General features: G+C 65.7%; 27 protein-coding genes, 2 tRNA genes, 1 other RNA gene and 1 pseudogene. 18 read left to right on the plus strand and 13 right to left on the minus strand.

Annotated features, from left to right (window positions below; translation table 11 throughout):
• Positions 1-473: pseudogene (locus AB0313_RS13655) on the minus strand (pyruvate dehydrogenase (acetyl-transferring), homodimeric type); the annotation flags it as partial.
• A 425-nt stretch (positions 474-898) separates the two neighbouring features.
• Here AB0313_RS13655 and AB0313_RS13660 point away from each other — a divergent pair.
• From AB0313_RS13660 to AB0313_RS13680, 5 genes are all read left to right on the plus strand, one after another.
• Complete coding sequence (locus tag AB0313_RS13660) at positions 899-1,318, plus strand: DUF3052 domain-containing protein (protein ID WP_141941867.1); 420 nt, start codon at positions 899-901, stop codon at positions 1,316-1,318.
• Entirely contained in the window at positions 1,315-1,809 is a 495-nt protein-coding gene (locus AB0313_RS13665) for a peroxiredoxin (protein ID WP_366306112.1), read from the plus strand. Before AB0313_RS13660 ends, AB0313_RS13665 begins: the two co-directional genes overlap by 4 nt.
• 5 nt (positions 1,810-1,814) lie before the next feature.
• Positions 1,815-2,735, plus strand: a complete 921-nt coding sequence (locus AB0313_RS13670) for an NAD-dependent protein deacetylase (RefSeq protein ID WP_366306114.1) — start codon at positions 1,815-1,817, stop codon at positions 2,733-2,735.
• 96 nt (positions 2,736-2,831) lie between these two features.
• Positions 2,832-2,907, plus strand: a tRNA-Val gene (locus AB0313_RS13675).
• 98 nt (positions 2,908-3,005) lie between these two features.
• A complete protein-coding gene (locus AB0313_RS13680; protein WP_366306116.1) occupies positions 3,006-3,296 on the plus strand; it encodes a hypothetical protein in 291 nt (96 codons plus the stop codon).
• Positions 3,297-3,468: 172 nt separating this feature from the next.
• On the opposite strand, the gene AB0313_RS13685 is transcribed toward AB0313_RS13680, so the two are convergent.
• Positions 3,469-4,194 (minus strand): FCD domain-containing protein, encoded by a 726-nt coding sequence (locus AB0313_RS13685; protein ID WP_141941859.1) that lies wholly within the window; start codon positions 4,192-4,194, stop codon positions 3,469-3,471.
• A gap of 235 nt (positions 4,195-4,429) precedes the next feature.
• Here AB0313_RS13685 and gndA point away from each other — a divergent pair, with 235 nt between their 5' ends.
• Positions 4,430-5,866, plus strand: coding sequence for an NADP-dependent phosphogluconate dehydrogenase (gene gndA / locus AB0313_RS13690; RefSeq protein ID WP_307306448.1), 1,437 nt, complete (start codon positions 4,430-4,432; stop codon positions 5,864-5,866).
• 84 nt (positions 5,867-5,950) lie between these two features.
• Here gndA and epsC read toward each other — a convergent pair whose 3' ends face one another.
• The 3 genes from epsC to msrA form a co-directional block, all read right to left on the minus strand.
• Positions 5,951-6,535, minus strand: a complete 585-nt coding sequence (gene epsC / locus AB0313_RS13695; RefSeq protein WP_018769514.1) for a serine O-acetyltransferase EpsC — start codon at positions 6,533-6,535, stop codon at positions 5,951-5,953.
• Positions 6,536-6,574: 39 nt separating this feature from the next.
• On the minus strand, positions 6,575-7,510 hold the full coding sequence (cysK, locus tag AB0313_RS13700; RefSeq protein ID WP_141941856.1) for a cysteine synthase A: 936 nt from the start codon (positions 7,508-7,510) through the stop codon (positions 6,575-6,577).
• A gap of 64 nt (positions 7,511-7,574) precedes the next feature.
• Positions 7,575-8,099 carry a peptide-methionine (S)-S-oxide reductase MsrA gene (gene msrA / locus AB0313_RS13705; RefSeq protein WP_141941854.1) on the minus strand — a complete coding sequence of 175 codons (525 nt, stop codon included), beginning with the start codon at positions 8,097-8,099 and terminating at the stop codon, positions 7,575-7,577.
• A gap of 100 nt (positions 8,100-8,199) precedes the next feature.
• Between msrA and AB0313_RS13710 the strand changes: the two genes are divergently transcribed.
• Together AB0313_RS13710 and AB0313_RS13715 are read left to right on the plus strand one after the other, a co-directional pair.
• A complete protein-coding gene (locus AB0313_RS13710; protein WP_174237515.1) occupies positions 8,200-9,123 on the plus strand; it encodes a Nif3-like dinuclear metal center hexameric protein in 924 nt (307 codons plus the stop codon).
• A gap of 103 nt (positions 9,124-9,226) precedes the next feature.
• A complete protein-coding gene (locus tag AB0313_RS13715) occupies positions 9,227-9,964 on the plus strand; it encodes a C4-type zinc ribbon domain-containing protein (RefSeq protein ID WP_141941852.1) in 738 nt (245 codons plus the stop codon).
• A 27-nt stretch (positions 9,965-9,991) separates the two neighbouring features.
• Here AB0313_RS13715 and AB0313_RS13720 read toward each other — a convergent pair whose 3' ends face one another.
• Positions 9,992-10,756 (minus strand): peroxide stress protein YaaA, encoded by a 765-nt coding sequence (locus AB0313_RS13720; protein ID WP_307306434.1) that lies wholly within the window; start codon positions 10,754-10,756, stop codon positions 9,992-9,994.
• Between the two features lie 57 nt (positions 10,757-10,813).
• Here AB0313_RS13720 and rnpB point away from each other — a divergent pair.
• From rnpB to AB0313_RS13745, 5 genes are all read left to right on the plus strand, one after another.
• Positions 10,814-11,200, plus strand: an RNA gene (gene rnpB, locus AB0313_RS13725) — RNase P RNA component class A.
• Between the two features lie 44 nt (positions 11,201-11,244).
• Positions 11,245-11,778 (plus strand): TspO/MBR family protein, encoded by a 534-nt coding sequence (locus AB0313_RS13730; protein WP_366306120.1) that lies wholly within the window; start codon positions 11,245-11,247, stop codon positions 11,776-11,778.
• A 253-nt stretch (positions 11,779-12,031) separates the two neighbouring features.
• Positions 12,032-13,510 carry a glyceraldehyde-3-phosphate dehydrogenase gene (locus tag AB0313_RS13735; protein WP_307306429.1) on the plus strand — a complete coding sequence of 493 codons (1,479 nt, stop codon included), beginning with the start codon at positions 12,032-12,034 and terminating at the stop codon, positions 13,508-13,510.
• Between the two features lie 74 nt (positions 13,511-13,584).
• Positions 13,585-13,794, plus strand: a complete 210-nt coding sequence (locus AB0313_RS13740) for a hypothetical protein (RefSeq protein WP_141941843.1) — start codon at positions 13,585-13,587, stop codon at positions 13,792-13,794.
• Between the two features lie 124 nt (positions 13,795-13,918).
• Positions 13,919-14,713, plus strand: a complete 795-nt coding sequence (locus AB0313_RS13745) for an HNH endonuclease family protein (protein WP_366306123.1) — start codon at positions 13,919-13,921, stop codon at positions 14,711-14,713.
• A gap of 15 nt (positions 14,714-14,728) precedes the next feature.
• Here the strand turns inward: AB0313_RS13745 and def are convergent, their stop codons facing one another.
• The 3 genes from def to orn form a co-directional block, all read right to left on the minus strand.
• A complete protein-coding gene (gene def, locus AB0313_RS13750; RefSeq protein ID WP_307306422.1) occupies positions 14,729-15,301 on the minus strand; it encodes a peptide deformylase in 573 nt (190 codons plus the stop codon).
• A gap of 132 nt (positions 15,302-15,433) precedes the next feature.
• A tRNA-His gene (locus tag AB0313_RS13755) sits at positions 15,434-15,506 on the minus strand.
• A gap of 129 nt (positions 15,507-15,635) precedes the next feature.
• A complete protein-coding gene (gene orn / locus AB0313_RS13760) occupies positions 15,636-16,265 on the minus strand; it encodes an oligoribonuclease (RefSeq protein WP_366306125.1) in 630 nt (209 codons plus the stop codon).
• Between the two features lie 156 nt (positions 16,266-16,421).
• On the opposite strand from orn, the gene mptB reads away from it, so the two are divergent.
• Complete coding sequence (gene mptB, locus AB0313_RS13765; RefSeq protein ID WP_366306127.1) at positions 16,422-17,978, plus strand: polyprenol phosphomannose-dependent alpha 1,6 mannosyltransferase MptB; 1,557 nt, start codon at positions 16,422-16,424, stop codon at positions 17,976-17,978.
• 10 nt (positions 17,979-17,988) lie between these two features.
• Here mptB and AB0313_RS13770 read toward each other — a convergent pair whose 3' ends face one another.
• The gene (locus tag AB0313_RS13770; protein WP_366306129.1) at positions 17,989-18,699 is read right to left on the minus strand and encodes a DNA alkylation repair protein; all 711 of its coding nucleotides are present in this window, start codon (positions 18,697-18,699) and stop codon (positions 17,989-17,991) included.
• Positions 18,700-18,777: 78 nt separating this feature from the next.
• Here AB0313_RS13770 and AB0313_RS13775 point away from each other — a divergent pair, with 78 nt between their 5' ends.
• Entirely contained in the window at positions 18,778-19,680 is a 903-nt protein-coding gene (locus AB0313_RS13775; protein ID WP_366306131.1) for an aldose 1-epimerase family protein, read from the plus strand.
• Here the strand turns inward: AB0313_RS13775 and AB0313_RS13780 are convergent.
• Both AB0313_RS13780 and AB0313_RS13785 read right to left on the minus strand, forming a co-directional pair.
• Positions 19,661-20,434, minus strand: a complete 774-nt coding sequence (locus AB0313_RS13780; RefSeq protein WP_366306133.1) for an alpha/beta hydrolase — start codon at positions 20,432-20,434, stop codon at positions 19,661-19,663. The two genes, AB0313_RS13775 and AB0313_RS13780, sit on opposite strands and share 20 nt — an antisense overlap.
• Complete coding sequence (locus tag AB0313_RS13785) at positions 20,431-21,504, minus strand: LacI family DNA-binding transcriptional regulator (RefSeq protein WP_366306135.1); 1,074 nt, start codon at positions 21,502-21,504, stop codon at positions 20,431-20,433. The genes AB0313_RS13780 and AB0313_RS13785 overlap by 4 nt, the downstream gene beginning before the upstream one ends.
• Positions 21,505-21,673: 169 nt before the next feature.
• Between AB0313_RS13785 and AB0313_RS13790 the strand changes: the two genes are divergently transcribed.
• Genes AB0313_RS13790 through AB0313_RS13800 form a run of 3 tightly spaced genes read left to right on the plus strand, consistent with a single transcriptional unit; the run spans position 21,674 to position 24,893 of the window.
• The gene (locus tag AB0313_RS13790) at positions 21,674-22,843 is read left to right on the plus strand and encodes a Gfo/Idh/MocA family oxidoreductase (protein WP_307306399.1); all 1,170 of its coding nucleotides are present in this window, start codon (positions 21,674-21,676) and stop codon (positions 22,841-22,843) included.
• A complete protein-coding gene (locus AB0313_RS13795) occupies positions 22,843-24,057 on the plus strand; it encodes a dihydrodipicolinate synthase family protein (RefSeq protein ID WP_366306137.1) in 1,215 nt (404 codons plus the stop codon). Before AB0313_RS13790 ends, AB0313_RS13795 begins: the two co-directional genes overlap by 1 nt.
• Complete coding sequence (locus AB0313_RS13800; protein WP_307306393.1) at positions 24,054-24,893, plus strand: sugar phosphate isomerase/epimerase family protein; 840 nt, start codon at positions 24,054-24,056, stop codon at positions 24,891-24,893. The genes AB0313_RS13795 and AB0313_RS13800 overlap by 4 nt, the downstream gene beginning before the upstream one ends.
• Positions 24,894-25,020: 127 nt before the next feature.
• Here the strand turns inward: AB0313_RS13800 and xylB are convergent, their stop codons facing one another.
• Positions 25,021-26,439, minus strand: coding sequence for a xylulokinase (xylB, locus tag AB0313_RS13805; RefSeq protein WP_366306140.1), 1,419 nt, complete (start codon positions 26,437-26,439; stop codon positions 25,021-25,023).
• Positions 26,440-26,441: the final 2 nt, after the last annotated feature.

Here is a 26,441-nt window from a genome sequence, read left to right on the forward strand (position 1 = left end):
CCGGGGGAGGCGTGGCCCTGGAAGAAGACCTGGTCCCCGCCGCCGGGGTGGTCCTTGCCGCGGAAGAAGTGGTTGAACCCGACCTCGTACAGGGTCGCCGCCCCGGCGTAGGTGGAGATGTGCCCGCCGACCCCGATATCGGGCCGCTGCGCCCGGTGCACCATGACCGCGGCGTTCCACCGCATGTACGCCCGGTAACGGCGCTCGTACTCCTCGTTGCCCGGGAACTCTGCTTCCTGGTCCACCGGGATCGTGTTCACGTAATCCGTCGTGGTCACCATCGGCACACCCACGCTCTGCGCGCCCGCGCGCTGCAGCAGGCTCCGCATGATGTATTGGGCACGCTCGGTGCCCTGTTCCCTGATCAACGCATCCAGGGACTCAACCCACTCGGCAGTCTCTTCCGGATCACGATCAGGCAGCTGGTTAGTCAACCCGCTGAGGATATGGGAGGTATCTTCTCCTGCAGCCACGTCCAACCTCTCTTTGCGCGCGTGAATCGGCGCACTCAGGCCAGGCAGGGTGACTGCCCGGCGTACATACGCCGTGTGCGACGTATCGGTTCCAACAGCCCGGTCATGTGTGCCGGGCAGCTTCCTAGCGCTCCTATGTCTGCACGGAGTCACAAGGTTCTCGTACCGCAGGCATAGTTGTCACCAGCCACTCTAGCCCTGACGGGAAGACGATGCGTAGCTGCCCGCGGTGCTGCGGTTGTATTTCGTTCGTCATACTGGTTGTGTGACGAAAAGCCCCTGCACCGGGGCTGCCGCAACCGCATGTGACGCAGAATATGCGCAATCCCGGGGGCTGCAGCTTGAAGCGCAGGCACAAAGGGTGTTGGCTTGGGAGTAATGGAAATCACTATGCGCACCGCATATATGACGTATTGGAGGAACACGTGAGCGAGGCCGACGCCGCCACTTCGGTAAATGTGGCGGAAAAATTGGGTTTCAAAAACGGGGATCTGATTCAGGAGTTCGGTTACGACGACGATGTCGATTTCGACTTGCGTGACGATATTGAGGACCTCACCGGTTCCGAATTGCTTGATGAGGACGATCACGAGGTAGCGGACGCTGTCATCCTCTGGTGGCGTGACGGCGACGGTGACCTGGTGGACAGCCTGGTGGATTCGCTCACCACGCTGAGCGAAAACGGCGTTGTCTGGGTCCTCACCCCCAAGTCCGGCAGGGACGGCTATGTTTCGCCCGCTGACATCCAGGAAGCCGCACCTACTGCCGGCCTGCATGTCACTACTTCTGCCGGGGTATCGAAGGACTGGAGCGCCACCCGCCTGGTCAGCAGGAAGAACAAATGACAGCAGCGGTTGAGGCCGCTTCCGCCGATGCCCCTGCCCTGGGGTCACTGGCTCCGGATTTCGAGTTGGCCAACCAGTACGGTGAGCCGGTCAGGCTATCGTCGTTCCGTGGGCAGAATGTGGCACTGGTCTTCTATCCTTTCGCTTTCTCCGGCATCTGCACCGGCGAGCTGTGCGAGATTCGGGACAACCTGGGCCTGTTCGATCATTCGAACGCCGTGGTGCTAGCAGTGTCCGTGGACAGTAAGTTCAGCCTCCGCGCCTATGCCGCGCAGGAGGGCTACACCTTTGACCTCCTGGCCGATTTCTGGCCGCACGGCGGTGTCGCCGGGGCCTATGGCGTGTTTGATGCCGGCAGCGGCATGGCCAAGCGGGCAACCTTCATCATCGACGCCGAGGGGCGGGTCCGTTACAGCGTGGTGAACCCCCGCGACCAGGCCCGCGACTTCGCCGAGTACCGCAAAGCCCTAGCGGACCTGAAGCTGGCCTGAGCGGCATGGATGGGCAGCGGCGGGGCACCGGGCTTACCGGTTTCGCCAGTATGCCGCCCGTGGATCCTGCACCACTTTCCGATGCTGATTTGGAAGTACTGGCCCGGATCCGGGACCTGCTCGCCGGCGCTCGCTTCGCGCTGCTGACGGGTGCCGGCCTCAGCACCGACTCGGGAATACCGGACTACCGTGGCCCGGATTCGCCGCCGCGGTCGCCCATGACATACCAGGAGTTCGTCCGGGACCCGGCCAACCGCCAGCGCTATTGGGCCCGGAATCATATCGGCTGGTCGCACATGAGGCACGCGGACCCCAACCGGGGCCACTTTTCGGCCGCCGAGCTGGAACGCCGTGGGTACCTCACCGGCCTTGTTACACAGAACGTGGACCGCCTCCACCAGGACGCGGGCAGTTCAAACGTCGTCGATCTCCATGGCCGGTATGACCAGGCCATCTGCCTTGACTGCGGACGTACTTACTCCCGGCGCCTCCTGGCGGGCGTCTTCGAGGAACTCAACCCCGGATTCCTGGAGCGGGCAGCAGCCACCGGCCTTGTGGAGATGGCTCCCGATGCGGACGCAACGGTTGAGGACCAGGCACTGATCCGCAGCTTCGTGGTGGCGGTTTGTCCTGCCTGCGGCGGTACGCTGAAGCCTGATTTCGTCTACTTTGGCGAGAACGTGCCCAAGGACCGGGTGGAACGCTCGTATGCCATGGTGGATGAGGCGGCGGCGCTGGTGGTGGCGGGATCCTCCCTGACGGTCATGAGCGGCCTACGGTTTGTGCGGCACGCCGCCAAGGAGAACAAGCCGGTGGTCATCATCAACAGGGGTGCCACCCGCGGTGATGAGAAGGCGACGATCAAGCTCGAAGCGGGGGTAAGCCAGGCACTGGGCTACCTCGCGGTTGAACTTCCTTCCCTGTAGAGGAGAAGGCCGCGCCCGGATTCGCGTTTCGGGCCCACAGTCCGGTAGAGTCTATGTTCGTTGGTTACGGCGGAATGGCCGGGACCAGCGCGTTTTGGGTCTTTAGCTCAGCTGGTAGAGCGCCACGTTTACACCGTGGATGTCATCGGTTCGATCCCGGTAGGACCCACCAGGAAAACCCCGTTGCCCTGCCATTCGTGGCAGGCAGCGGGGTTTTTTCATACCTGGATGCGGACTGCCATTGTCAGACCCCTGCCTTACGTTGCTGGAATGGAAAAGGTCATCGTGCAAACAAACGGCAACGGAATTCCGACGGCGGTGCTGAGCCGGGGCAGGGAATGGGCTGTGGGTGCCGAGCCTCTCAGGTGGTTTGAGCGCATCAACTGGTGGGAGACCAGCCGGCGCATGCCAAAGGGCAACAGTGGCGTTGACGTTGAGGTCCTGCAGCTGCAGGTCAGGCTGGGAAACAACAGCAGGTCCGCCTTGACCACGCTGTACCTCCAGCGGGATGGGCTCGGCGGCGGCTGGCACCTCCGGGAAACTGTGGCGGGAGCGGCTTAGGTACCGGGTGCCTTCCGGCTGTTTCCGGGCATTGGAAAACCCTCCACCGCGACTATTGGGGGATGCCGCGGGGGAGGGCTTGCAATGAATATACCGTGAACTGCCGGAAACAAAAAGTCATGTTCCGTTCTGTGTCGCACACGCCGGCGTTTCGGCCGACGGCAGCAGGCTGCTACTGCCGAACGGGGATGAACACGCGGGGCTGCTCCGTCCACGTATCGGCCATTTGGGACATGGTCCGCCGCATGATCCGGTCTGAGGCTTCGCGGGCCGAGGTGGCGTCGCCCCTGGCGATTGCCTCCGCCACATCCTCATGCCACTGCAGGGCGGCCTGGTGCGGGTGGTCGGGCATCAGGCCGTGGACGGTGCGGCCGGTCAGGGTTTCGGCAACCTGCCCCATGAGGTTCGCGAACATCTCGTTGCCGGACCCCGAGAGCAGCAGTGAGTGGAACCGGATATCCAGCTCCAGGAAGCGCGCAACTTCGCCGTTGTTGCCGGCCTCGCGCATGGCGCGGGCAACGTCGACGAGTTCCATCCGCAGGGGTGCCGGGGCGTTCTGTGCCGCCAGCTCGGCAGCGGCCGGTTCCACTGCTGCGCGCAGCTCGGCGAGGGAGCGCAGCTGGGCGCCGCGTGCGTCGCTGGCCAGGCGCCACCTTATGACCTGCGGATCAAAGGGATTCCAACGGCTTGACGGCAAGACCCGGATGCCCACGCGCTTGGTGGTTTCCACCAGGCCCAGAGACTGCAGCACCCGCACCGCTTCGCGGATGACTGACCGGGAAACCTTCAATTCAACCTCGAGCTGCTCGGCCAGCATGACATGGCCGGCAGGAAGATCCCCCGAGATGATCCGCGTGCCCAGGTTGTCGATGGCACGGTGGTGGAGGCTGCTGGTCATGAAGCTAAGCCTAGTTGTTGGCAGGCGTCCGGACTTCAGGCCGGCCCCCGCTCGCCCGGGACACCGCGGCGCGGCAGCCCTAGACTGGCACCGACACAATCGGTTCCATGACGCGGACGTTACTTTCGCGTCACCGCCAGAATATATATGCTTTATTCCGACCCCCTGATCTGCCCCGGCGCCTTCCCTCCTGCGGAAGCCGGCAGCCGAGGCGAACAATGAATTGGAGTTATTGATGTCTGCACACATCGGTGTCACCGGCCTCGCCGTCATGGGCGCCAACCTGGCCCGCAACCTGGCCCGGAACGGGTTCACGGTTGCCCTCCACAACAGGTCAGTGGAGAAGACTGACGCCCTGCTGGAGAAGCACGGCTCGGAAGGGGACTTCATCCGGACCGAAACCCTGCAGGAACTGGTTGATTCCCTGGAAAAGCCGCGCCGAGTGCTGATCATGGTCAAGGCCGGCAAGCCGGTGGACTCGGTCATCGAGCAGCTCGAGCCGCTGCTGGAGCCGGGCGACATCATCATCGATGCCGGCAACTCCCACTATGAGGACACCCGCCGCCGGGAAGCCGCGCTGGCCAAGAAGGACCTTCACTTCGTGGGCGTCGGCGTGTCCGGCGGTGAGGAAGGCGCACTGAACGGTCCCTCCATCATGCCCGGCGGCTCCAAGGAGTCCTACAAGGCCCTCGGCCCCCTGCTGGAGAAGATCTCCGCAAAGGTCGACGGCGAGCCCTGCTGCGCGTGGATCGGCACCGACGGTGCGGGACACTTCGTCAAGATGGTCCACAACGGCATCGAGTACGCCGACATGCAGGTCATCGGCGAGGCCTTCGACCTCCTGCGCTCCGGCGCCGGTATCGAGCCTGCCGAACAGGCAAAGATTTTCACCGAATGGAACAAGGGCGAGCTGTCCTCCTTCCTGATCGAAATCTCCGCGGAAGTCCTGGGCCATGTGGATGCCAGGACCGGAAAGCCGTTCGTCGACGTCGTGGTTGACGCCGCCGGACAGAAGGGCACGGGCCGCTGGACCGTTATCTCAGCCCTGGAACTCGGCTCCCCGGTGTCCGGGATCGCCGAGTCCGTCTTTGCCCGCGCCCTCTCCTCCCAGGCTGCCCAGCGCAAGCTGGGCCAGGAACTCCTGGCCGGCAACGAGGTTAAGGTGGAAATTCCGGAGACGTTCGTCGAGGACGTCCGCCAGGCCCTCTACGCCTCCAAGCTGGTCTCCTACGCCCAGGGCCTGGACATGCTGACCTCCGCTGCCAAGGAATACGGCTGGGACCTGAAGCTGGACGAGATCGCTTCCCTGTGGCGGGCGGGCTGCATCATCCGCGCCGAACTGCTGAAGGACATCACCAAGGCCTACGCCGCCGATGAGAAGCCGGCCAACCTGCTGTTCGCCCCGGCCTTCACCAAGGCGATTGCAGATGCCCTGCCGGCGTGGCGCCGCGTGGTTGCAACGGCCGTCCAGCTGGGCATCCCGGTACCGGTGTTCTCCTCATCGCTCGCGTACTACGACGGCCTGCGCCGCAAGCGCGTGGCCGCCGCCCTGATCCAGGGCCAGCGCGACCTGTTCGGTGCACACACTTACGGCCGCGTTGACACCGAAGGAACCTTCCACACCCTGTGGGGCGAGGACAAGTCCGAAATTGAAGCGGTGGACACCCACTAGTATCCCCGCTGCCGCATAACAAAGGCGGGCAGTTCCCCGGTCACCCGGTGGAACTGCCCGCCTTTGTCTATGGCTGCTAATGAATCAGATCCGGTATTCGATGTCGTATTCTGCCGGGTCCACGGCCGGCTTGGTTTCCCGTTGCGCGTCGCGGTGCCGCCATTTGGCGGGAACGCCGGTAACGATGGATTCCGGTGGCGCGTCCTTGACCACTACGGCATTGGCGCCAACCGCGCTGTCCCGGCCGATGGTGATCGGTCCCAGGATCTTCGCGCCGGCACCAATGGTGACGCGGTCACCGATGGTGGGGTGGCGCTTGATCCTGGCCAGGGACCGTCCGCCCAGCGTCACACCGTGGTAGATCATTACGTCCTCGCCGATCTCGGCGGTCTCGCCAATGACCACGCCCATGCCGTGGTCGATGAAGAAACGGCGGCCTATGGTCGCGCCCGGATGGATTTCGATACCGGTCCAGGACCGGCCCAGCTGCGACAGGAGCCGCGCCGGAAACCGCAGTGACGGGTTCTGCCACATGCGGTGGGTCAGCCGGTGGATCCATATGGCGTGGAGACCGGAATAGGCGAAAAAGTTCTCAAAAGAACCTCGAGCCGCCGGGTCGTGGGACCGGGCGGCGTCGAGGTCTTCCTTCAGTCTTGCGAAAAAGCCCACAAAGTTCTTTCTACAGGAAACGGGCGGACAGCGGACTGATCAGCCGCGGATGTCGTCATAGAGCACGGTGGAGATGTAACGCTCACCGAAGTCGCACACGACCGCCACAATCAGCTTGCCGGCATTTTCCGGCCGCTTGGCCAGCTCCAGGGCCGCCCAAACGATGGCGCCCGAGGAGATGCCGCCCAGGATGCCTTCCTTGACGCCCAGTTCGCGGGCCACCCGGACGGAATCCTCAAGGGTGGCGTCAATCACTTCGTCGTAGACGCTGGTGTCCAGCAGTTCCGGGATGAAGTTGGCGCCCAGGCCCTGGATCTTGTGCGGGCCCGGGGCACCCCCGTTCAGGATGGCGGAGTCCTTGGGTTCCACGGCCACGATCTGGACGCCCGGCTTGCGTTCCTTCAGGACCTGGCCCACACCGGTGATGGTGCCGCCGGTGCCGATTCCTGCCACGAAAATGTCAACGGCTCCGTCCGTGTCTGCCCAAACCTCCTCAGCGGTGGTCTTGCGGTGGATTTCCGGGTTGGCTTCGTTGGCGAACTGCTGGGCCCAGATGGAGTTTTCCGTGTTGGCCACGATCTCCTGGGCCTTTTCCACGGCACCCCTCATGCCCTCGGAGCCTGGGGTAAGCACGATCTCGGCACCAAAGGCGCGGAGCATGACGCGTCGCTCCGTGGACATGGTCTCGGGCATGGTGAGGATGACCTTGTAACCGCGGGCGGCCCCCACCATGGCAAGGGCGATGCCCGTGTTGCCCGAGGTACCTTCGACAATGGTGCCGCCGGGCTTCAGGGCGCCGGACTTCTCCGCGGCGTCGATGATGGCAACACCGATGCGGTCCTTGACGCTGTTGGCCGGGTTGTAGAACTCCAGCTTCACGGCAACGGTGGCATCCAGCCCCTCGCTGAGCCGGTTCAACCGGACCAGCGGGGTCCCGCCGACCAGTTGCGTCACATCGTCATAGATCCGTGCCATGTACATACGCCTATCTCTAAGGGGTGAATACTGAGGTCAGCCTAACGAGGCCGGGTAACGGTAGCTAAGCGTTAAGCCACGCAGAGTAATATTTCCGGGCCTTGGCCAGCTTAGGGTTGATGATCACCTGGCAGTACCCCTGCTCGGGGTGTTTGGCGTAGTAATCCTGGTGGAATTCCTCCGCCACATGGAACCGTGGGAGGCGGCTGACCTCGGTGACGATCGGATGCGGCCACAGGGCCTGGTTGCGTTCGATCGCCTCTTCAAAAAGGATCTTCTCCTCGGTGGTCTCGTAGAACATCGAGGAACGGTACTGGGTGCCCACGTCGTAGCCCTGGCGGTTCAGCGTGGTGGGATCATGCAGGGCGAAGAACATGTCCAGGATGACCTCCGCGGGGATGATTTCCTCATCGAAGGTCACCGCCACAACTTCGGCGTGGCCCGTGGTTCCGCTGCAGACAGAGTAGTAGTCAGGGTCCGGATCGTGGCCGCCGGTGTAGCCGGACACCACCGAAGTGACGCCCCTGGTCTTCTGGTAGACGGCATCAAGGCACCAGAAGCAGCCCCCGCCAAGAACAAAAGTTTTCATGACCTCTTCAATGGTTGACGGCGCAGGATCATTCCCCGGCGGCCCGGCGCGGCCGGTGCAAACTGCGGCGGCCGGTACCCAATGGGGTAAAACTAAGACTATGGAACCTGTGGACACCGACGTTACCGGCCAGGCAGATCACGACGGCGAAACCTCCTCCGACACGCCGGCCCCGACCGGTTCCGCGGACAACCCCACGCTGGCTGAGTTGCTCTTGGCCGTCGAGGAACTGTGGCCGGAATCCCTTGCGGAGAATTGGGACGAGGTGGGCCTGGTGGCAGGGCACCCTTCGGCGTCCGTGTCCAAGGTGATGTTCGCGGTCGATCCCACTCTGGAAGTCATCGACGAGGCTGTGGAGTGGGGAGCCGAACTGCTTATTACCCACCACCCGTTGCTGCTGAAGGGCGTCACGTCAGTGGCTGCCACGTCGGCAAAGGGCCGGGCTGTCCACCGCCTGATTGAGTCGGGAACGGCGCTGCTGACGGTACACACCAACGGGGACTCCGCCGTCGGAGGTGTCTCCGATGTCCTTGCCGACGCGCTGGGGCTCCAGGACGTCGCGCCACTCACCGTTGCCGCCAACGGACTTCCGGAGGAAGGCATCGGGCGGGTGGGCGACCTGGCGGACGCCATGAGCCTGGGCGACTTTGCAGCCCGGGTTTTCGGCATCCTTCCGTCCGTGGCAGGGGGAGTGCGGGTTTCCGGTGACAAGGACGGGCTGGTGCGGCGGATCGCGGTATGCGGCGGCGCCGGCGACTCCCTGTTCAATGAGGTGCGGGCCAGCAACGCCGATGTCTACGTAACGGCAGACCTGCGCCACCATCCAGCGTCGGAGGCGCGTGAGGCTGCCCTCAACGGGCGGCCCTACCTGGTGGATGTGTCCCACTTTGCCAGCGAGTGGCTTTGGCTGCCTGCGGCGGCGGCAGCCCTGGGCAACGTCCTGGCGGACCAGGGCCATGAGGTGGAGATCCGGGTCAGCACCACCAACAGTGATCCGTGGGATTTCATCCTGACCCCTGGCTAGCATTCGGCGCCGGGTCAGGCAGGGGAGCGGGCCACGCGCTAGAGTCTAGGAAGCGCCGGTACGGTGCCCGGCTGCGGCCGGAAGGGATCCAGCGGAGGTAACAGTGGCCAAGGCAGCACCGGCGGAACAGTTGAAGTTGCTCGAACTGCAGGGGCTAGACGCCAGGCTCAAGGGACTCGCCAACCGCCGCCGCACCTTGGAAAATGATCCCCGTATCAAGGACCTTGAGGCCGCACTGTCCGTGGCGAACGGTGAACTCGGCGCAGCGAAGGTGGCCGTCCATGACGCCGAGGCCGAGCTGAAAAGGGCCGAGGCCGACGTCGAGCAGGTGGCTTCGCGGATCGAACGCGACGAGGCCCGGCTCAACAGCGGCACCGGGCTGTCCAAGGATCTGGTGGCCCTGCAGAAGGACATCGCTTCGCTGAACAAGCGGCGGTCGGATCTTGAAGACGCGGAACTGGAAGTCATGGAGCGGCTGGAATCGCTGCGGGAACGGCAGGCAGCCCAGCAGCAGATCGTCGATGACATCCAGGGATCTTTCGGAACCATCAGGGCCGAGCTTGATGCCGCCCTGGCGGAGGTGGAAACGGAGGCGGCGGGGATTGGTGCCCAGCGCGCCGCATTCGCCGCCGGCCTGGATGCCGGAATGCTGGCGGTTTACGAAAAGACCCTGGCAAAGCGGGGAGTCGGCGCAGCTCGCCTCTTCCACGGCACCTCCGAGGCCTCGGGCATGAAGCTCAGCCCCGGCGACCTTGCCGAGATCAGGGCCGCTGCCGCCGACGACATTGTTTTCTGCCCGGACTCGGGGGCCATCCTGGTCCGCTCCGACGATTGGTCCTGAACAGCCGGCAATGGCCCGCGGGGTAAATCAGCCGGGCAGGATGATGTTCAGGGCGTGCGGCTTGCGGGCGGTACCGGCCACCAGTTCGGTGTCCCACTTTTCGCGCGCTGCCTTCAGGAGGTCCGACGGCGACACCGGGGCTTTGCCCCGCCTCACCAGCAGGTGCCGCGCCAGTTCGCCCCGGGTGTGCTTGGCGAAGTGGCTCACCACCTTGCGGACGCCGCCGGTCTCCGTGAAGACGTTCACGGCAACGGTCTGTTCCGGCGGCGGAGCCCACGCGGCAGCGTAGGTGCTGGAGCGGCAATCCACCAGCAGGTGTCCCTGTGCTGCGGCGCCAAGCGCGCCGGCAAGATGCGCCTTCCAGAACGGAGCCAGCCGGCCGACATCGGGCAGTGCGGCGCCCATGGACAAGCGGTAGGCCGGGACGCTGTCGCTGAAGCGGAGCGCACCCCAGAGCGCCGAAATTACCACGACCGCCTCATCCGCCTTCCGGCGCTGGGCAGGTGTCAGCGTACGGTAGCCCAGGGCGTCATACAGTACGCCGGAGTAGATACTGTGTGCCGGTGCCGCGGGCTCGCCGTGCAGGCGTGTGTTGCGTTCGACGTCGTCCCGCAGCGATGCTCCAACGCCCAGCAGCGCAAGGGCGTCCTCATGCGCGCTGACCGTACCCAGCGCATCGAGGACCTTGGCGCGGCAGGGGTTCAGATCCGGAAAGCCCAGGGAGGACCAGTCGACGGCGGGACCACTGGGCGCGGGTGTCTTGCCTTCGGAAGGGGGAAGCAGAATCAGCACCGTCCGATCCTACCGGCGGCAGCAGCAGCCGCCGGGCGCCGGTAGGATGGACGCGGATGGGACAGCCAGACGGCCGCGCGCTACGCAAGTGGCTCGAGGAACGTCCGGGCTCCGCAGGGCAGGGTGGTGGGTAACACCCACTCGGGGTAACCCGCAGGCCAGTGCCACAGAAAACAGACCGCCCGCGTTCCCGGCCATGCCGGGAACAGCAGGTAAGGGTGAAACGGTGGTGTAAGAGACCACCAGCTTCCCGGGTGACCGGGAAGGCTAGGTAAACCCCACCCGGAGCAAGGCCAGACAGGACACGTTCGAGGGCTGCCCGCCCGAGTGTCCGGGTAGGCCGCTGGAGGGTGCCGGCAACGGTACTCGTAGATGGATGGCCGTCGCTCCCTTGCCGGTAACGGCGGGGGAGAACAGAACCCGGCGTACCGGCTGTCCCATCCACATATCGCGTTTGACCACGGGCAATGTGTCGGGGATGCTGGACCGTGCCCGTAATTCCTGACCCCCGCCCCGACGCCCGGGTGCCTGTTGCCGGTGCCCGGTCACAGGTCGCTGCACTGGCCGGATTCCTTGCCCTCTCCGCCCTGGCCTGGGTGCTCGCCTCGGCCCCCATCATCCTGAATGCCAATGGCTGGTACGCCGGTTCGGTGAAGGCTCCCTGGATGCCGCCGTCGTGGATGTTCCGGACCACGTGGATGGGGCTGTACGCCGGGGTGGCCGCAGCGGCATGGCTGGTGTGGCGCAGGGGCGGCCTGACCGGCGGAACCCGTACCGGCTATGTACTCCAACTGCTGCTCAACACTGCCTGGCCGGCGGCATTCTTCGGGCTGTATCCAATGCTTGGAGCGCCGGCCCTCTGGGCGGCATTCCTGATTATCTGCGCACTTACAGGCACCCTTGCGTTCCTCATCCTGCGGTTCGGACCTGTCGACGCCGCCGCCGGGGTCCTGGTGCTGCCGTATTTCTCCTGGCTTGTCTTCTCCGCCAGCCTGAACCTGTATGCCGCCATGCATAACTGAGAGGCCACCGCCGCATACCGTGTGAGTGATTTCACGCAGCGCAAGCGTGTTCCGTGTGGGGCGCCAAATTAGAATGGATACCGGACGCAGGAGTTCTACCGCCGAAAGTTGCGTTCGCAGCCGGCGGTTTTTCTTTGCACGCGATCCAGGTGCCTGGGGGCCATCCCTGCAGGTGCCGGTGCCCCTGGACATCATCAGGTGGCCTACATCCGTGTACGAGGACGTACACGGCTGAACCGAGGAAGGTATTTCTGTGAGCCAGACGTCTGATTCTTGTCTTGATACGTGGATGGGCCGGGAGGCCCTGGCTGAGGCCATGATCCCGGTCATCGGCAGGCTGTACCGCGAAAACAACGTGGTGACCAGCATCCACGGCCGGAGCCTGATCAACAAGTCCACCATGAACATCCTCAAGGCACACCGTTTTGCGCGCCGGATGAGCAAGGACGAACTGCTCCTGGAGGACACCGCACCCCTGCTCAACACGTTGGCCGGCCTGGATCTGGGCGCTGCCGCGATCGATATCGCCCGCCTGAACCAGAAATTCAAGGAAGAAGGCGACGGAGCCACCCTTGAAGAGTTCCTTCGGGCCGAACTCGCCGAGATCGTTGGCAAGCGTGGTGCCGACGAGCGCACCAGCACCGACGTGGTGCTCTACGGCTTCGGCCGCATCGGGCGGCTCCTGGCACGCCTGCTGATCGAAAAGGCCGGTGGCGGCCACGGACTGCGGCTGCGCGCCATCGTGGTCCGCCGCGGGTCCGACAACGACCTTTCCAAGCGGGCCAGCCTGCTCCGCCGGGACTCCGTGCATGGTTCCTTCGAGGGCACCATCCGGATCGATGAAGAAGCCAACACCATCACGGCCAACGGCGTCCGCATCCAGGTGATCTACTCGAACGACCCCGCCACTATCGATTACACCGCGTACGGAATCAAGGATGCCCTGGTGGTGGACAACACCGGCCGCTGGCGGGACGCCGAAGGGCTGTCCCAGCACCTGCAGAGCGAGGGCGTGGCCCGCGTCCTGCTGACGGCTCCGGGCAAGGGCGAGCTGAAGAACATCGTCCACGGCATCAACCACCGCGACATCACAGATTCGGACAGGATCGTCTCGGCGGCGTCCTGCACCACCAACGCCATCACTCCGGTGCTGAAGGCCATCAACGACAAGTTCGGCGTGATCCACGGTCACGTGGAAACCGTGCACTCCTTCACCAACGACCAGAACCTGATCGACAACTTCCACAAGGGCGACCGCCGCGGACGTTCCGCCGCGCTGAACATGGTCATCACCGAAACCGGTGCCGCCAAGGCTGTAGCCAAGGCGCTGCCCGAACTCCTGGGCAAGCTCACCGGAAGCTCCATCCGCGTGCCCACCCCGGACGTCTCCCTGGCTATCCTGAACCTCACCCTTGAAAACGGCACCACCAAGGATGAGGTGAACAACTACCTGCGCGAGATGTCCCTGCACTCGGACCTGCGCAAGCAGATCGACTACATCGACTCGCCCGAGGTTGTCTCCACCGACTTCGTGGGCTCCCGCCGTGCAGGCATCGTTGACGGCCTGGCCACGGTTTCCACGGACAAGAACCTGGTCCTGTACGTCTGGTACGACAACGAATTCGGCTACAGCTGCCAGGTGGTCCGGGTCATGGAGGAAATGGCCGGCGTAAACCCGCCGTCGTTCCCCGCCAAGGAAAGCGCGGCCGCCCTGGCCGCGATCGCCGTCTGACCAAAAGCGACACGTCCTGCCAGTTCCCGGCTGGTTCACTGGAATCAGCCGGGAAACCGGACCAGACTGGTGGCATGGACAACGAATCGACGCTTCAGCACGAAACCACCCTCGAACACGCCCTGGACGTGGCAAAAGCCAACCATAAGGAAGCTGTGCGCCTGCTTGAGCGCGCGCGTGCAGGGCAGAAGACGGGCGATGTCAGCGATGAGCGGGTACGCCAGCTCGAGGGCCTGCTGTCAATCGCCGAGGAGGATCTTCGCAGGGTCACGAAGGAGCAGTAGGGGCTGGGGGCTGGGGAACGTGTGACCCGTCACTCGTCCTCAACAGTGTGGATATCCCTGGCCGGCCTGGTGCTTTGACCTAGGCTCTTGGGGTGCCTGACTTTCCCTTTTCGCCGTTGACGCCGTGACCGCCAGCTGGTCAGCATACCGCCGCGCACGCCGCCGGTCCCGGCAGGCCTGGGCCATTTTGGCCGCAGCCGCGGTGGGTATCGTCGTCGCACTGGCCTGGTTTTTCGCAGCCGGCCAATTCGGCGCTGGGCCAACACAGCGGGGACCGTCCGAGGCGCCCGTGTTCGACGCCGGCTGGATGAAGCCGGTGCAGGAGCCCAATCCGGTACCGCCCGGTACCGCGCTGTCGGCGCTGGACGGCCTGCCCGTGAAGGGCCGGGCGCCGGGCACCAACTACAGCCGGGAGGCCTTCGGCCAGGCATGGCTGGACGTCGACCGGAACGGGTGTGATACCCGCAACGACATCCTTCGCAGGGACCTGTCCGGCGTGGTGTTTTCCGAGGGCTCCACGTGCAGCGTCACTGCCGGGCACCTCCTCGAACCCTATACGGGCAGGGACGTTGACTTCCGCCGCGGCTCCGAGAGCAGCCGCGCCATCCAGATTGATCACGTGGTGGCACTTGGCGATGCCTGGCAAAAGGGCGCGCAGGGCCTGGGAGCCAAGGAACGCCAGAACCTGGCCAACGATCCACTGAACCTCATCGCCGCGGATGGTGCAGCCAACCAGCAGAAGAGCGCCGGGGACGCCGCCACCTGGCTGCCCAAAAACACGGCCATCCGCTGCCACTATGTGGCCCGCCAGATCTCAGTGAAAGCGGCGTACGGACTGTGGGTGACTCCGGCGGAAAAGGACGCCATGAAGCAGGTCCTCGGTTCATGCCCGAAGCAGCAGACCATCACCGTCCGCTGAGCGCGTCCAAAGGCTTCAGTGGCCGAACGGATCCGGATCGACCCCGGGCATCCAGGTCAGCCCCGGAACGCCCCAGCCGTTCTTCTTGGCCTGCTTCATGGCCTTCCGGGAGTAGCGGTCAATCAGGCGGTTGACGTACAGCTTGCCGTCCAGGTGGTCGTACTCGTGCTGGATCACCCTGGCGAACCAGCCCGTGGCCTCAAACCTGACGGGATTTCCATCCCCGTCGAAGCCCTCAACACGGGCCCATTCGGCGCGTTTAAGCGGGTACTGCTCACCCGGGAAGGACAGGCAGCCCTCTTCCTCCTCGTCCGGGTCCGGTGCCGCCCCGGAAACCTTGGAGAGAGTGAGGACAGGATTGACCACGACGCCGGTTGGGGGAGCGCCGTCGTCATTGGCGTACTTGTAGACGAAGATGCGCTTGCCGACGCCGATCTGCGGGGCGGCAAGGCCAACGCCGTTTGCGGCATCGTTGGTTTCGAACATGTCGGCGATCAAGGTCCGCAGTTCGTCGTCGAATACCTCCACCTCGGCAGCGCGGCGGTGCAGGACGGGCTCGCCCCAGATGGTGATCGGCAGAACGGTCATGTCAGTAGTCCTTTGGCTTCGCGGTGTCCCCGGGCTGCAATGCACGTACCCCGGCGGGGCACAACAAAAGAGGCCGCACCGGATATCCGGTGCGGCCTCCCTTATTGACGGCTGCATATGCCGCCCCGTGAGGGTGAGCGACGGGGGTTGAACCCGCGACCTCCTGGACCACAACCAGGCGCTCTGCCAACTGAGCTACGCCCACCATGTGCCTCAAGGGATTCTCGCCTCAGCGGCTCCCTGGAAACGCAACTCAAATAGCTTACCTGCTCGGAAGGGGTGCTTTGTCCACTTTTGCCGTTTTCAGCAAAATTTCATCCGAACGTGGCGCAGATTACTCTTCCGCCTCCACCCCGGCACCGCCATTGGTGATGGCCCGGGCAATCTTCTGCGCCGTGGCGCTGTCGGGTCCGGGGGCGGGAACGAAGACTGCCTCCCGGTAGTAGCGGAGTTCATCAATCGAGTCCTTGATGTCTCCCAGCGCGCGGTGGCCGCCCTTCTTGGCCGGTGACTGGAAATAGGCCCTGGCGTACCAGCGGCGGGAGAGCTCCTTGATGGTGCTGACATCAATGACACGGTAGTGGAGGTGCTCCACCACGGCGGGCATGTCCCGGGAGAGGAAGACGCGGTCGGTCCCCACCGAGTTGCCGCCGAGCGGCGCCTTCCGCGGGTCCGGGACCCACTTTGAGATGTACTCCATGACGGCGGCTTCCGCCTCTTCCATCGTCTTGCCGTTCGGCAGTTCCGCCAACAGCCCTGACTTGGTGTGCATGTCGCGGACGAAATCGGACATCTGCGCTACGGCGGCGTCGTCGGGCTTGATGACGACGTCAACGCCGTCCCCGAGAATGTTCAGTTCCGAATCAGTGACCAGGGCTGCCACCTCGATCAGGGCGTCGTTCTTGATGTCCAGACCGGTCATTTCGCAGTCGATCCAGACGATTCGTTCGTTAGATATAGGCACCGGACCAGCCTACCGTTACACTCCCTGACGCCCGGCCGATGCTAGGATTTCGGGTACACGGCGGGTCGCCCTTCCGCCCTTTAAACCTTGTCCCGGCCAGCCCGCGTGGGCCGCCGGGTGAACAGCGGAGACGCACGAAGATTGGACGATCCTGAAATGACGGCGCCCGTGCCCGCGATGGGGGAGATGGCGGCGGCCGGCATTGCCGGGGAAGGCAGTGCCGAGGTGGACAATCCCCGCTCGCCCCTGCTTGCCGGTTTCCTGGGTTCCATGTTCATGCTGATCGGATCGATCGGTGTTGGCTGGCTGGCCCCCGTTTCCGAGCTGCGCCGCATGCCCCTCTTCATTTGGATGCGCACCGAGGCCCCGGGCGTGGCCCTGTCCATTGTCCTGGTGGCCGGAGGGGGCATGCTGCTGGTGCGCGCGTGGCTCCGGCTTGGGCAGAAAGTCCGCGTGTGGGGTGACCAGGCGCGGAGGGCAACCCTGACCGCCGTGGTGGCCTGGGGACTTCCCATGGCGTTCAGCGTGCCTCTGTTCAGCCGCGATGTATACGCGTACATCGGCCAGGGGCGCCTGATGGTGGAGGGATTCAACCCCTACGAACACGGCATCTCCGCCCTGTCCAACTACTTCCAGCTCGGCGCCGACAAGATGTGGACCGAGGCGCCGGTTCCCTACGGACAGCTGTTCCTATGGCTTGAACAGTTCATCGTATGGGTCACCGGCGTCCAGCCCGAGACCTGCATCATGCTGTTCCGCCTGGCCTCCCTGGCCGGGGTAGCGCTGTGCGTCATTTACGTGCCCCGCCTCGCCGAACTGCACGGCGTCAACCCCCACAGGGCACTCTGGCTCACCGTGGCCAATCCGCTCTTCCTGACCAACTTCATCGCCAGTGTGCATAACGACTCACTGATGATCGGGCTGGCCCTGGCCGGGTTGTACTATTCCGCAACCCACCGGCAGATCCGCGCCATCATTCTGGTCACGCTGTCCATCGCGGTGAAACCCATCACCATTGTCTTCCTGCCGTTCATCGGCCTGTTGTGGGCCGGCAGGAAGGCAGGATGGCTCCGAAAGATGGCCTTCTGGACGTTGACGGCCGGACTGAGCCTGGGGCTCCTGACCGCGATGAGCATGGTTAACGGATTTGGCTTTGGCTGGATCAACGGCCTCTCAGCTCCCGGCAGCATTTCCATCTGGTATGCCCCCGTGGGCCTGATCGGAATGGTGGTTGCATCCCTGGCCACGGCTTTGGGTTTTGACGGATCAGTTCCCGCCGGCTGGGTGTTCGACGCCGGGAAGCTGCTTGCGGTGGGCATCATCGCCTGGCAGGTTTTCAAGGGGGACTACGACCGCCTCATGCGCCGCCTTACGCTCGCCCTGGCAGCGGTGGTGCTGCTGGCCCCCATCATCCAGGCCTGGTACGTCGTCTGGCTGATACCGCTGTTCGCCGTGACCGGCATCCGCAACGACTGGCAGGTGAAGGCGCTGTATTTCGTGGTGTCCTTCTTCATGATCTATGCCATCTCGGACCAGCTGGACGTGTTCCCGTATCTTCAGACCCAGGACCTGGGCTTTGCCCTGGCCCTGGCCAGGGTGGCCGCAGCGCTGACGGCGCTCCTGTTTGCCCTGTACCTGATCTTTTGGGATCCCGGGACCCGCCGGCTGTTCCGCAAAACGCACGAACCCGTCGTCGAACGGCCCGTGATTTAACGCCGGGCCATCACTTCCCGGTTGCTGCCGCGCCCCCCAGGCGCCGCAGGGCCTCCCTCTGCGACAGTGGGCTCAAAGCGCCCGAGTGACGGCTGACGAACGCCTCCACCCATTCAGGTGCAGTCCTGGCATATTGCCGCAGCGCCCAGCCGATCGCCTTCCGGATGAAGAACTCGGGGTCTCCGATGTTCTGTTCGATGACGTCCGCGAGCAGTTGGGGGTCGGTGGCCTTTCCGGCGCGAAGCTGGGAGGTAATGGAAGCCCTGCGGATCCACACGTCCGGATCGCGGCTCCACTGCCTGAGGACGGCGGACATGGTTTCGCCGTGCGCCAGCAGCAGGCCGCAGATCCGGCCGGACACGCCATCGGCAAAATCCCACCACGCGCCCGTCCTGATGATCTCCTCGTACACGGGAAGCATGTCCATCCAGCCGCCCAGCAGGTGGTGTGCCGTCAGGTCGATGGCGGCGTACCGCTCCTCCCGGAAGGTTGAGCTCCGCCACAGTTCCAGGACGGTGGCGCGCAGCTGCGCCGCGGATGCGGGCGGAAAGTCCCGGACGGCCTGGGCAGTGACCCGCCGAACCTCGGGTACCCGGACGCCCAGCGAAGGTATCCGGGACTTCATGTAGGCCTGCGCGCCGGCAGCCCGCTCCGGGTCGGCCATCGCGCGAAGCGCCGCCTTGACGGCTGCGACGAGATCCTGGTCAGCGGCGGATTCCATGCAGCAACCTTAGCCATTGCGGGGGACCGGGTGAGGTACGCTGATGAGCGCTAACACCCAGCGACCCAAAGGGGATCCATGCCCGAAACCGAAGTCCACCTCGCCCACGGACCCTACTCCGCCGTCGTAACCCTCCGGGGCGGGGCGCTGCGCGAACTGCGCCACAACGGCAGGAACCTGGTGGTGGGCTTTGGCCCGGAGGGCGCCGTGCCCGACTACCGCGGAGTCATCTGTGCCCCCTGGCCCAACCGGCTCGCGGACGGCACGTACACCTATGCCGGCAGGTCTTACGCCGCCGCTGTCAACGAACCTGAACGGGGCTCCGCCCTCCATGGCCTTGCGATCCACCGGGCATGGGAACTTGTTGAGGCCACAGCGGCCCAGGCAGTCTTGCGCTGCCGCATTCCGTCAGGCCCCGATTACCCCGCCGACCTGGAACTAACGGTCACGTACTCCCTTTCGGACGACGGCCTCCAGGGAACGGTGCAGGCGGTCAACGCCGGTTCTGTTTCAGTACCGTACGGAGTGTGCCCGCATCCCTATCTCGTGGCCGGTCCTTCGCCCTTGGATGACTGGTCGCTGGAACTTCCCGCCGATACCTACCTGGAGGTCACGCCGGACCGGCTGCTCCCCGTGGGAATGCGGCAGGTTGACCAGGGCCGCTTCGACTTCCGCTCCCCGCGGCGCCTGGCGCAGGTAAAGATCGACCACGCTTTTACGACCCTTGGCCGGGACGCTGCCGGTTTGGCCCGGGTCCGGGTGACGGATCCGTCGGGGACAGGTGTTGAACTGGAGTGGGGGCCGGAGTGGCCCTGGGTCCAGGTGCACACCGGGGACAAACCCGCGGGGCCCGACCGTCTTGGCCTGGCGGTGGAACCCATGACGTGCCCGCCTGACGCCCTGCATTCCGGGACGGACCTGGTGCACCTGCAGCCCGGCGGATCCCATTCTGCCAGCTGGATTATCCGCGCACTGGGCTAGCTGCCCTTGCTGCAGCGGTATGCGTCCACCCGGCGCGCTGCAGCCATGCGGCGCATAGCGACGTCCACTGCTGCGGCCCGGGCTCGCCTGTGGCAAGTCCCAGGCCGTGCCGTCCGTGCGGAAAGACGTGGAGTTCCGCGGGAACGCCTGCGGCAAAGAGAGCCCTGGCGTAGTTCAGGCTGTTGCTCACAGGCACGGCCGCGTCGTCGGCAGTGTGCCAGAGGAACGCCGGGGGCGTGAGGGGCGTGACGTTCAGTTCCGCTGACAGGGCCGTCAGAAGATCCGACGGCGGCGCGTCGCCCAGGAGGTTCTGCACAGATCCCTGATGCGCTTGGGAGGTCATGGAAGCCACGGGGTAGCAAAGTACCGAAAGATCCGGAACGGCGGCAGGCACGTCCAGGCTCGGATTCCCCGTGGCGGCTGCCGTGGAGAGGGTGGCGGCCAGGTGCCCGCCGGCCGAGAAACCAAGGACGCCTGCGCGCCCACTGTCAACAGCCAGCCCGTGCTGCCCGCTGCGGATGTAAAGCATGGCTTCCTTGGCATCCTCCAGCGGGGCCGGATGCCGGTCCGGGGCCACCCGGTACCGCAATACGAACGCATGGATGCCCAGGCCGGCCAGCCAGTCCGCCACGGGCTCCGCCTCATGGTCCGCCTGGCGGGCATAGCCGCCTCCGGGCAGTACCAGGATCGCGGGCCGGGGTCCGCCGGCTTCCGGACATGCGGGGATGGCGGAGAGCCCACGGGGAGTTGTCACGCCGCTTCGGTGCTGCGCCGCAGCGTGACCTCGCCGGTGACGGCGCCCGGAGCGGCCTCTTCGCCCTCTTCGCCGTCCGGCCGGCCGCGTGTGGCCCGGGTGGCAAGCCGCCCGATATCTTCCAGGGGCAGGCGGACGGTTGAGAGGGCAGGCCGGAAGTCCCGCAGGGTTTCGATGTCGTCGAAGCCGGCGATCGCGGCGTCGCGGGGGATACGGAGCCCCTCTGCCCGGAGCGCCGCTGCCGTTCCGATGGCCATCACGTCGTTGACGGCGAAAATGCAGAGCTTCGGCGCAGCCTCTCCCGACCCGGGCGCTTTGATCCGTCCAGCCAGTTGAAGCCCGGCGTCATATCCGCCGGACCGGTTGAACGCGGTCCTGAGGACTTCCGCCTGAGGCCGCCCGGCCCGCTCCAGTCCTTCCTGGAAGCCGCGCACGCGGTCATCCGATGTGAGCAGGCCCTCTGGTCCGCCCACGATGACAAAGTCGCCGTCCCAGCCTGCCGCAAGTTCCGCGGCCAGCCGGCGGGCGAGCTCCTGGTTGGGGACTCTCACCACGTGGTAGCCCTCCTGGACAGTGGCGCCCACCACGGGATGTCCCACAACGGCCACCTGCCCGCCGTTCCGGCAGTACCGGTCAAGTTCTGCCGCGAGTTCGGCGTTGCCGTCCTGGTCCTCCGTCCGGCAGGAACGGGACCCTGCGATGACGATCGAATCAGCGCGGCGGGCGGCGAACGCGGCCACCGCTTCCCTTTCTTCCGTCGGTCCGCCGCCGGTGGTGGCCAGCAGCACCATCTTGTGCTGTTCCCTTGCCGCTTCCTGGACACCCCTGGCAATGGCGGCGAAGTAGGGGTCGGCGATGTCATGAACGATCAGGCCGATCAGGCCGGAACTGGACTTCGCCAGCCCCTGGGCCTGCGCATTGGGGATGTAGCCGAGCGATTCAGCCGCCTGCCGGACCCGCTCGGCGATGTCCTTGCCCGGCTTGCGGGCAGAACCGTTGAGCACGCGGGAGGCCGTGGCGGGCGAGACGCCGGCAAGGCGCGCCACCTCGGTAAGGGTACTTGCAGCCACTGCATCTCCTGATTGTCTGTCGGGGGCTCAAACGCTAAGCACATTATGGCAGGTCACCCCTCTTCCGGAAAGCGCTTGCCAACCATTAGCGCGGGGTGCATCATTGAACCAATGGGAACGCGCTTTCCCAACGAGCGTCAGAACATCGCCTACTCACCGTGGAGGACACATGGGCTTCGAAACCAAAACGATCCGTATTGCCATGAACGGCATCACCGGCCGGATGGGCTACCGGCAGCACCTGCTGCGGTCCATCCTGCCCATCCGCGATGCCGGCGGCTTCACGCTGGAAGACGGCACCCGGGTCCAGGTGGAACCCATCCTGGTGGGCCGCAACGAGGCCAAAATCCGCGAGCTGGCGGAGAAGCACAAGGTCTCGGAGTGGACCACCGACCTGGACGCCGTGATCAACGACCCCACTGTCGACGTCGTCTTCGATGCGTCCATGACCAGCCTGCGCGCCGCGACGCTGAAGAAGGCCATGCTGGCCGGGAAGCACATCTTCACGGAGAAGCCCACGGCCGAAACGCTGGAAGAGGCCATCGAACTGGCGCGCATCGGCAAGGAGGCCGGCGTCACCGCGGGGGTTGTTCACGACAAGCTGTACCTCCCGGGCCTGGTCAAACTCCGCCGCCTGGTGGATGAAGGCTTCTTCGGCCGCATCCTGTCCATCCGCGGGGAGTTCGGATACTGGGTCTTTGAAGGCGACATCCAGGCCGCCCAGCGGCCGTCCTGGAATTACCGCAAGGAAGACGGTGGCGGCATGACCACCGATATGTTCTGCCACTGGAACTATGTCCTTGAGGGCATCATCGGCAAGGTCAAGAGCGTCAATGCCACAACCGCCACCCACATCCCCACCCGCTGGGACGAAGCGGGCAAGGAATACAAGGCAACCGCGGACGACGCCTCCTACGGCATCTTCGAGCTGGAGACCCCGGGCGGGGACGACGTCATCGGCCAGATCAACTCCTCCTGGGCCGTCCGCGTCTACCGGGACGAACTGGTGGAATTCCAGGTGGACGGCACCCATGGCTCGGCTGTTGCCGGCCTGAACAAGTGCGTCGCCCAGCAGCGCGCCCATACACCCAAGCCCGTGTGGAACCCTGACCTGCCAGTCACCGAGTCCTTCCGCGACCAGTGGCAGGAAGTACCCGCCAACGCGGACCTGGACAACGGCTTCAAGCTGCAGTGGGAGGAGTTCCTCCGCGACGTGGTCGCCGGCCGCGAACACCGCTTCGGCCTGCTGTCCGCCGCCCGCGGCGTCCAGCTCGCCGAACTCGGCCTTCGCTCCAGCGAGGAACGCCGCACCCTCGACATCCCGGAGATCACCCTCTAATGACGTCCCTCATCCTTCCCTCCGAAGACGGCGGCACCAGGGAGTACCGGCTGCGGGGCGGTGCCACATGGGCCCGCCCCGCAGCACCCCTGACCGCACGACGGGCCTACGCGGCAGCCCACGTCATCCCCGAGGTCCTGGCAGACAATACCCCGGGTGCCCCGGCCCGGCTGGACTGGGACGCCACCATGGCCTACCGCCACGAACTGTGGTCCTACGGCCTGGGCGTTGCCGATGCCATGGATACCGCCCAGCGCGGCATGGGACTCGACTGGGCCGCCACCCAGCAGCTCATCAAGCGCACAGGCGTCGAAGCGGCCTCGGTGGTCGCCGCCGGCAATGCGGCAACCGCGGGCAAGACCGTCCGTGACCTCGTCTCCTGCGGTGCCGGCACCGACCAGCTCGACATCGACGCCCTGCCGTCCGGCGACGCCGGCATCAAGGCCGTCCTGGAGGCCTACCGCGAGCAAATCGCCGTCGTCAGCGAGGCCGGACCCAAGGTCATCCTCATGGCCTCCCGCGCCCTCGCCAAGGCAGCGCGCGGGCCCGAGGACTACCTCACGGTCTACTCCACCCTCCTGCAGGAAGTGGACCAGCCCGTCATCCTGCACTGGCTCGGCACCATGTTCGATCCCGCCCTCGCCGGCTACTGGGGGTCCGAGGACGTTGCGGCCGCCACCGAAACCTTCCTGGGCCTGATCAGGGACAACGCTGACAAGGTGGACGGCGTCAAGGTTTCGCTGCTCGACGCCGGCCACGAGGTCGCCCTGCGGGCAGCCCTGCCTGACGGCGTCCGTCTCTACACCGGGGACGACTTCAACTACCCGGAGCTCATCGACGGCGACGGCACCCACCACTCCGACGCCCTGCTGGGCATCTTCGCGGCCATCTACCCCGCTGCGTCGGTGGCACTGCAGAACTACGACGCCGGCAACGCCGCCAGGGCACGCGAGATCCTGGACTCCACCCGCGAACTGGGCAAGCACATCTTCAGCGCCCCCACGTTCTACTACAAGACCGGCATCGCCTTCATGTCCTGGCTCAACGGCAAGCAGCCCGGCTTCCAGATGGTGGGCGGCCTGCACTCGGGCCGCTCCGTGTGCCACCTCGCCAGGACCTTCGAACTGGCGGACCAGGCCGGGCTCCTCAGGGATCCGGCGCTGGCCGCCTTCCGGATGTCCGACTACCTGCGCATCAACGGGGTGGGAGCATGAGCGATTTCTCCCGCCTCTCCATCAACAGCGCCACCACCAAGAAGTGGACCCTCGCCCAGGTGGTGGAGGGCTGCGTGAACGCCGGCATTCCGGCCATCGGCCCCTGGCGGGACCGGGTGGCGGAAGCGGGCCTGGACAAGGCGGCGCGCCTGATCAAGGATGCCGGACTGCGCGTCTCCTCCCTGTGCCGCGGCGGCTTCCTCACGGCCGCCGACGCCGCCGGCCAGGCTGCCGCCCTGGCCGACAACCGGGCAGCGATCCTTGAAGCCGTGGCCCTGGACACCACGGAACTGTTCCTGGTGGTTGGCGGCCTCGCCCCGGGGGAAAAGGACATCGTGGGCGCCCGGCAGCGTGTGGCTGACCGGCTCGCGGACCTGGTCCCGTTCGCACAGGAAAACGGCGTCCGCCTGGTGCTGGAACCGCTGCACCCGATGTACGCCGCGGACCGCGCACTGATCTCCACCCTGGGGCAGGCCCTGGACCTCGCGGCGCCTTTCGACGCGGCAGCGGTGGGGGTCGCCGTCGACACCTTTCACGTCTGGTGGGATCCGGAACTTAAGGCGCAGATCGAACGGGCCGGCCGGGAGAACCGCATCGCCTCATACCAGGTGTGCGACTTCAACATGCCCATTGCCGCCGATCCGCTGCTCTCCCGTGGATACATGGGAGACGGCGTGGTGGACTTCGCCACGATCGGCACCTGGGTGCGCGACGCCGGGTACACGGGCGACATCGAAGTGGAAATCTTCAATCAGGAGATCTGGGACACGGACGGCGCCGCCGTCCTGGCCACGGTCAAGGAGAGGTACGCGGACCTCGTCCTGCCGTATGCCTGACCTGATGCAGACCGCGGGCTCCTGCTACGTCACGGCAGGAGCCTGCGCCCCACATGACAGGGCCCGGACCATCGGGGGGATGCCCCCAAGGGTCCGGGTCCTTCTCCTGTCCGCTGCTTATCCTGCCTTACACGTACAACGACGCGAACCGGCGGTACCTCGCCAGCACACCGGCGTCGTCCTTCCCCGGGGGAAGGTCGACGGCGTCTGCCGCCCAGGCAGGGAATCGTCCGGTGAGTGCCGCCACAGCCTGCCGGGCCGCGCCGTCGGCGACGTATTCGCCCGGCCGGGGGACAGAAATGGCTGTTCCCAGCAGCCTTGCCGCCACTTCCTGCACGGCCGCAGACTGGGCGCCCCCGCCCACCAGGAGGATCCGCCGGGCTGACACTCCCTGGTCCTGCAGTGCCGCCAGGCCGTCCGCCAGGGAGCAGACCACCCCTTCGACGGCGGCGCGCGCCAGGTTGGCGGGCGTGTAGTTGGCCCTCGTGATGCCATGCAGCGAACCGGTGGCATCCGGAAGGTTGGGCGTCCGCTCCCCATCGAAGTAGGGGACCAGGGTCAGGCCTCCGGCGCCGGGCCCGGCGGACAAGGCAAGCCGGTTGAACTCTGGCAGGTCCACGCCCAGCAAAGCGGCCGTGGCATCGAAGATGCGGGTGGCATTCAGGGTGCACACCAGCGGCAGGTAATGTCCCGCCGCGTCGGCAAACCCCGCTACGAGTCCGGAAGCGTCTGCCGCAGCTGTGTCCGAGATGGCGAACACCGTGCCGGAGGTGCCCAGCGACATCACTACGTCGCCCAGGCCCGCGCCCGCACCGAGGGCGGCGGCCGCATTGTCACCGGCACCTGCAGCCAGGATGGCACCTGACTGCGTCATCCCCGCAGACTCCAACGGTGCGAGGACCTTGGGCAGGGCCGGCACGTGGCCGAGTGCCGCAACCAGGACATCGGGCAGGTAGGTGCCCTCCGCCGTCGAGTAGTACCCGGTGCCTGACGCGTCCGAGCGGTCTGTCCGCAGCGCGGCCAGGCCCTCAGCGCCGCTGCCGGGCCCGTAGCCTGCGAGCCGCCAGGTCAGCCAGTCGTGCGGGAGGCATACGGCGGCTACTTTGGCCGCGTTCTCCGGTTCGTTTTCCGCCAGCCAGCGCAGTTTTGTCACCGTCAGCGAGGCCACGGGGACGGTGCCGGTGGTGCGGGCCCAGTACTCCGCGCCGGCGGAGGGATCTCCGCCGCCGGCACTTGTGATGAGTTCCGCGGCTGCGCCGGCGCTCCGGGTATCGTTCCACAGCAGCGCCGGGCGGATCACCGCGCCCTCGCTGTCCAGGCACACCATGCCGTGCTGCTGGCCACCGACGGAGACGGCGCCGACGTCATCCAGCCCGCCTGCGTCGGCCACAGCTTTTTGCAGCGCCGTCCACCAGTGGTCCGGGTGTACCTCGGTGCCCTCCGGGTGAAGTGCGCGACCCTGGCGGACCAGGGTCCCGGTGTCCGCGTCACGGATGACCACTTTGCAGGACTGGGTGGAGCTGTCGATTCCTGCGACGAGCACCATGG

Source organism: Pseudarthrobacter sp. NPDC080039, assembly GCF_040702335.1.
In the GTDB taxonomy this organism is placed as follows: Bacteria; Actinomycetota; Actinomycetes; order Actinomycetales; family Micrococcaceae; genus Arthrobacter; species Arthrobacter enclensis_A.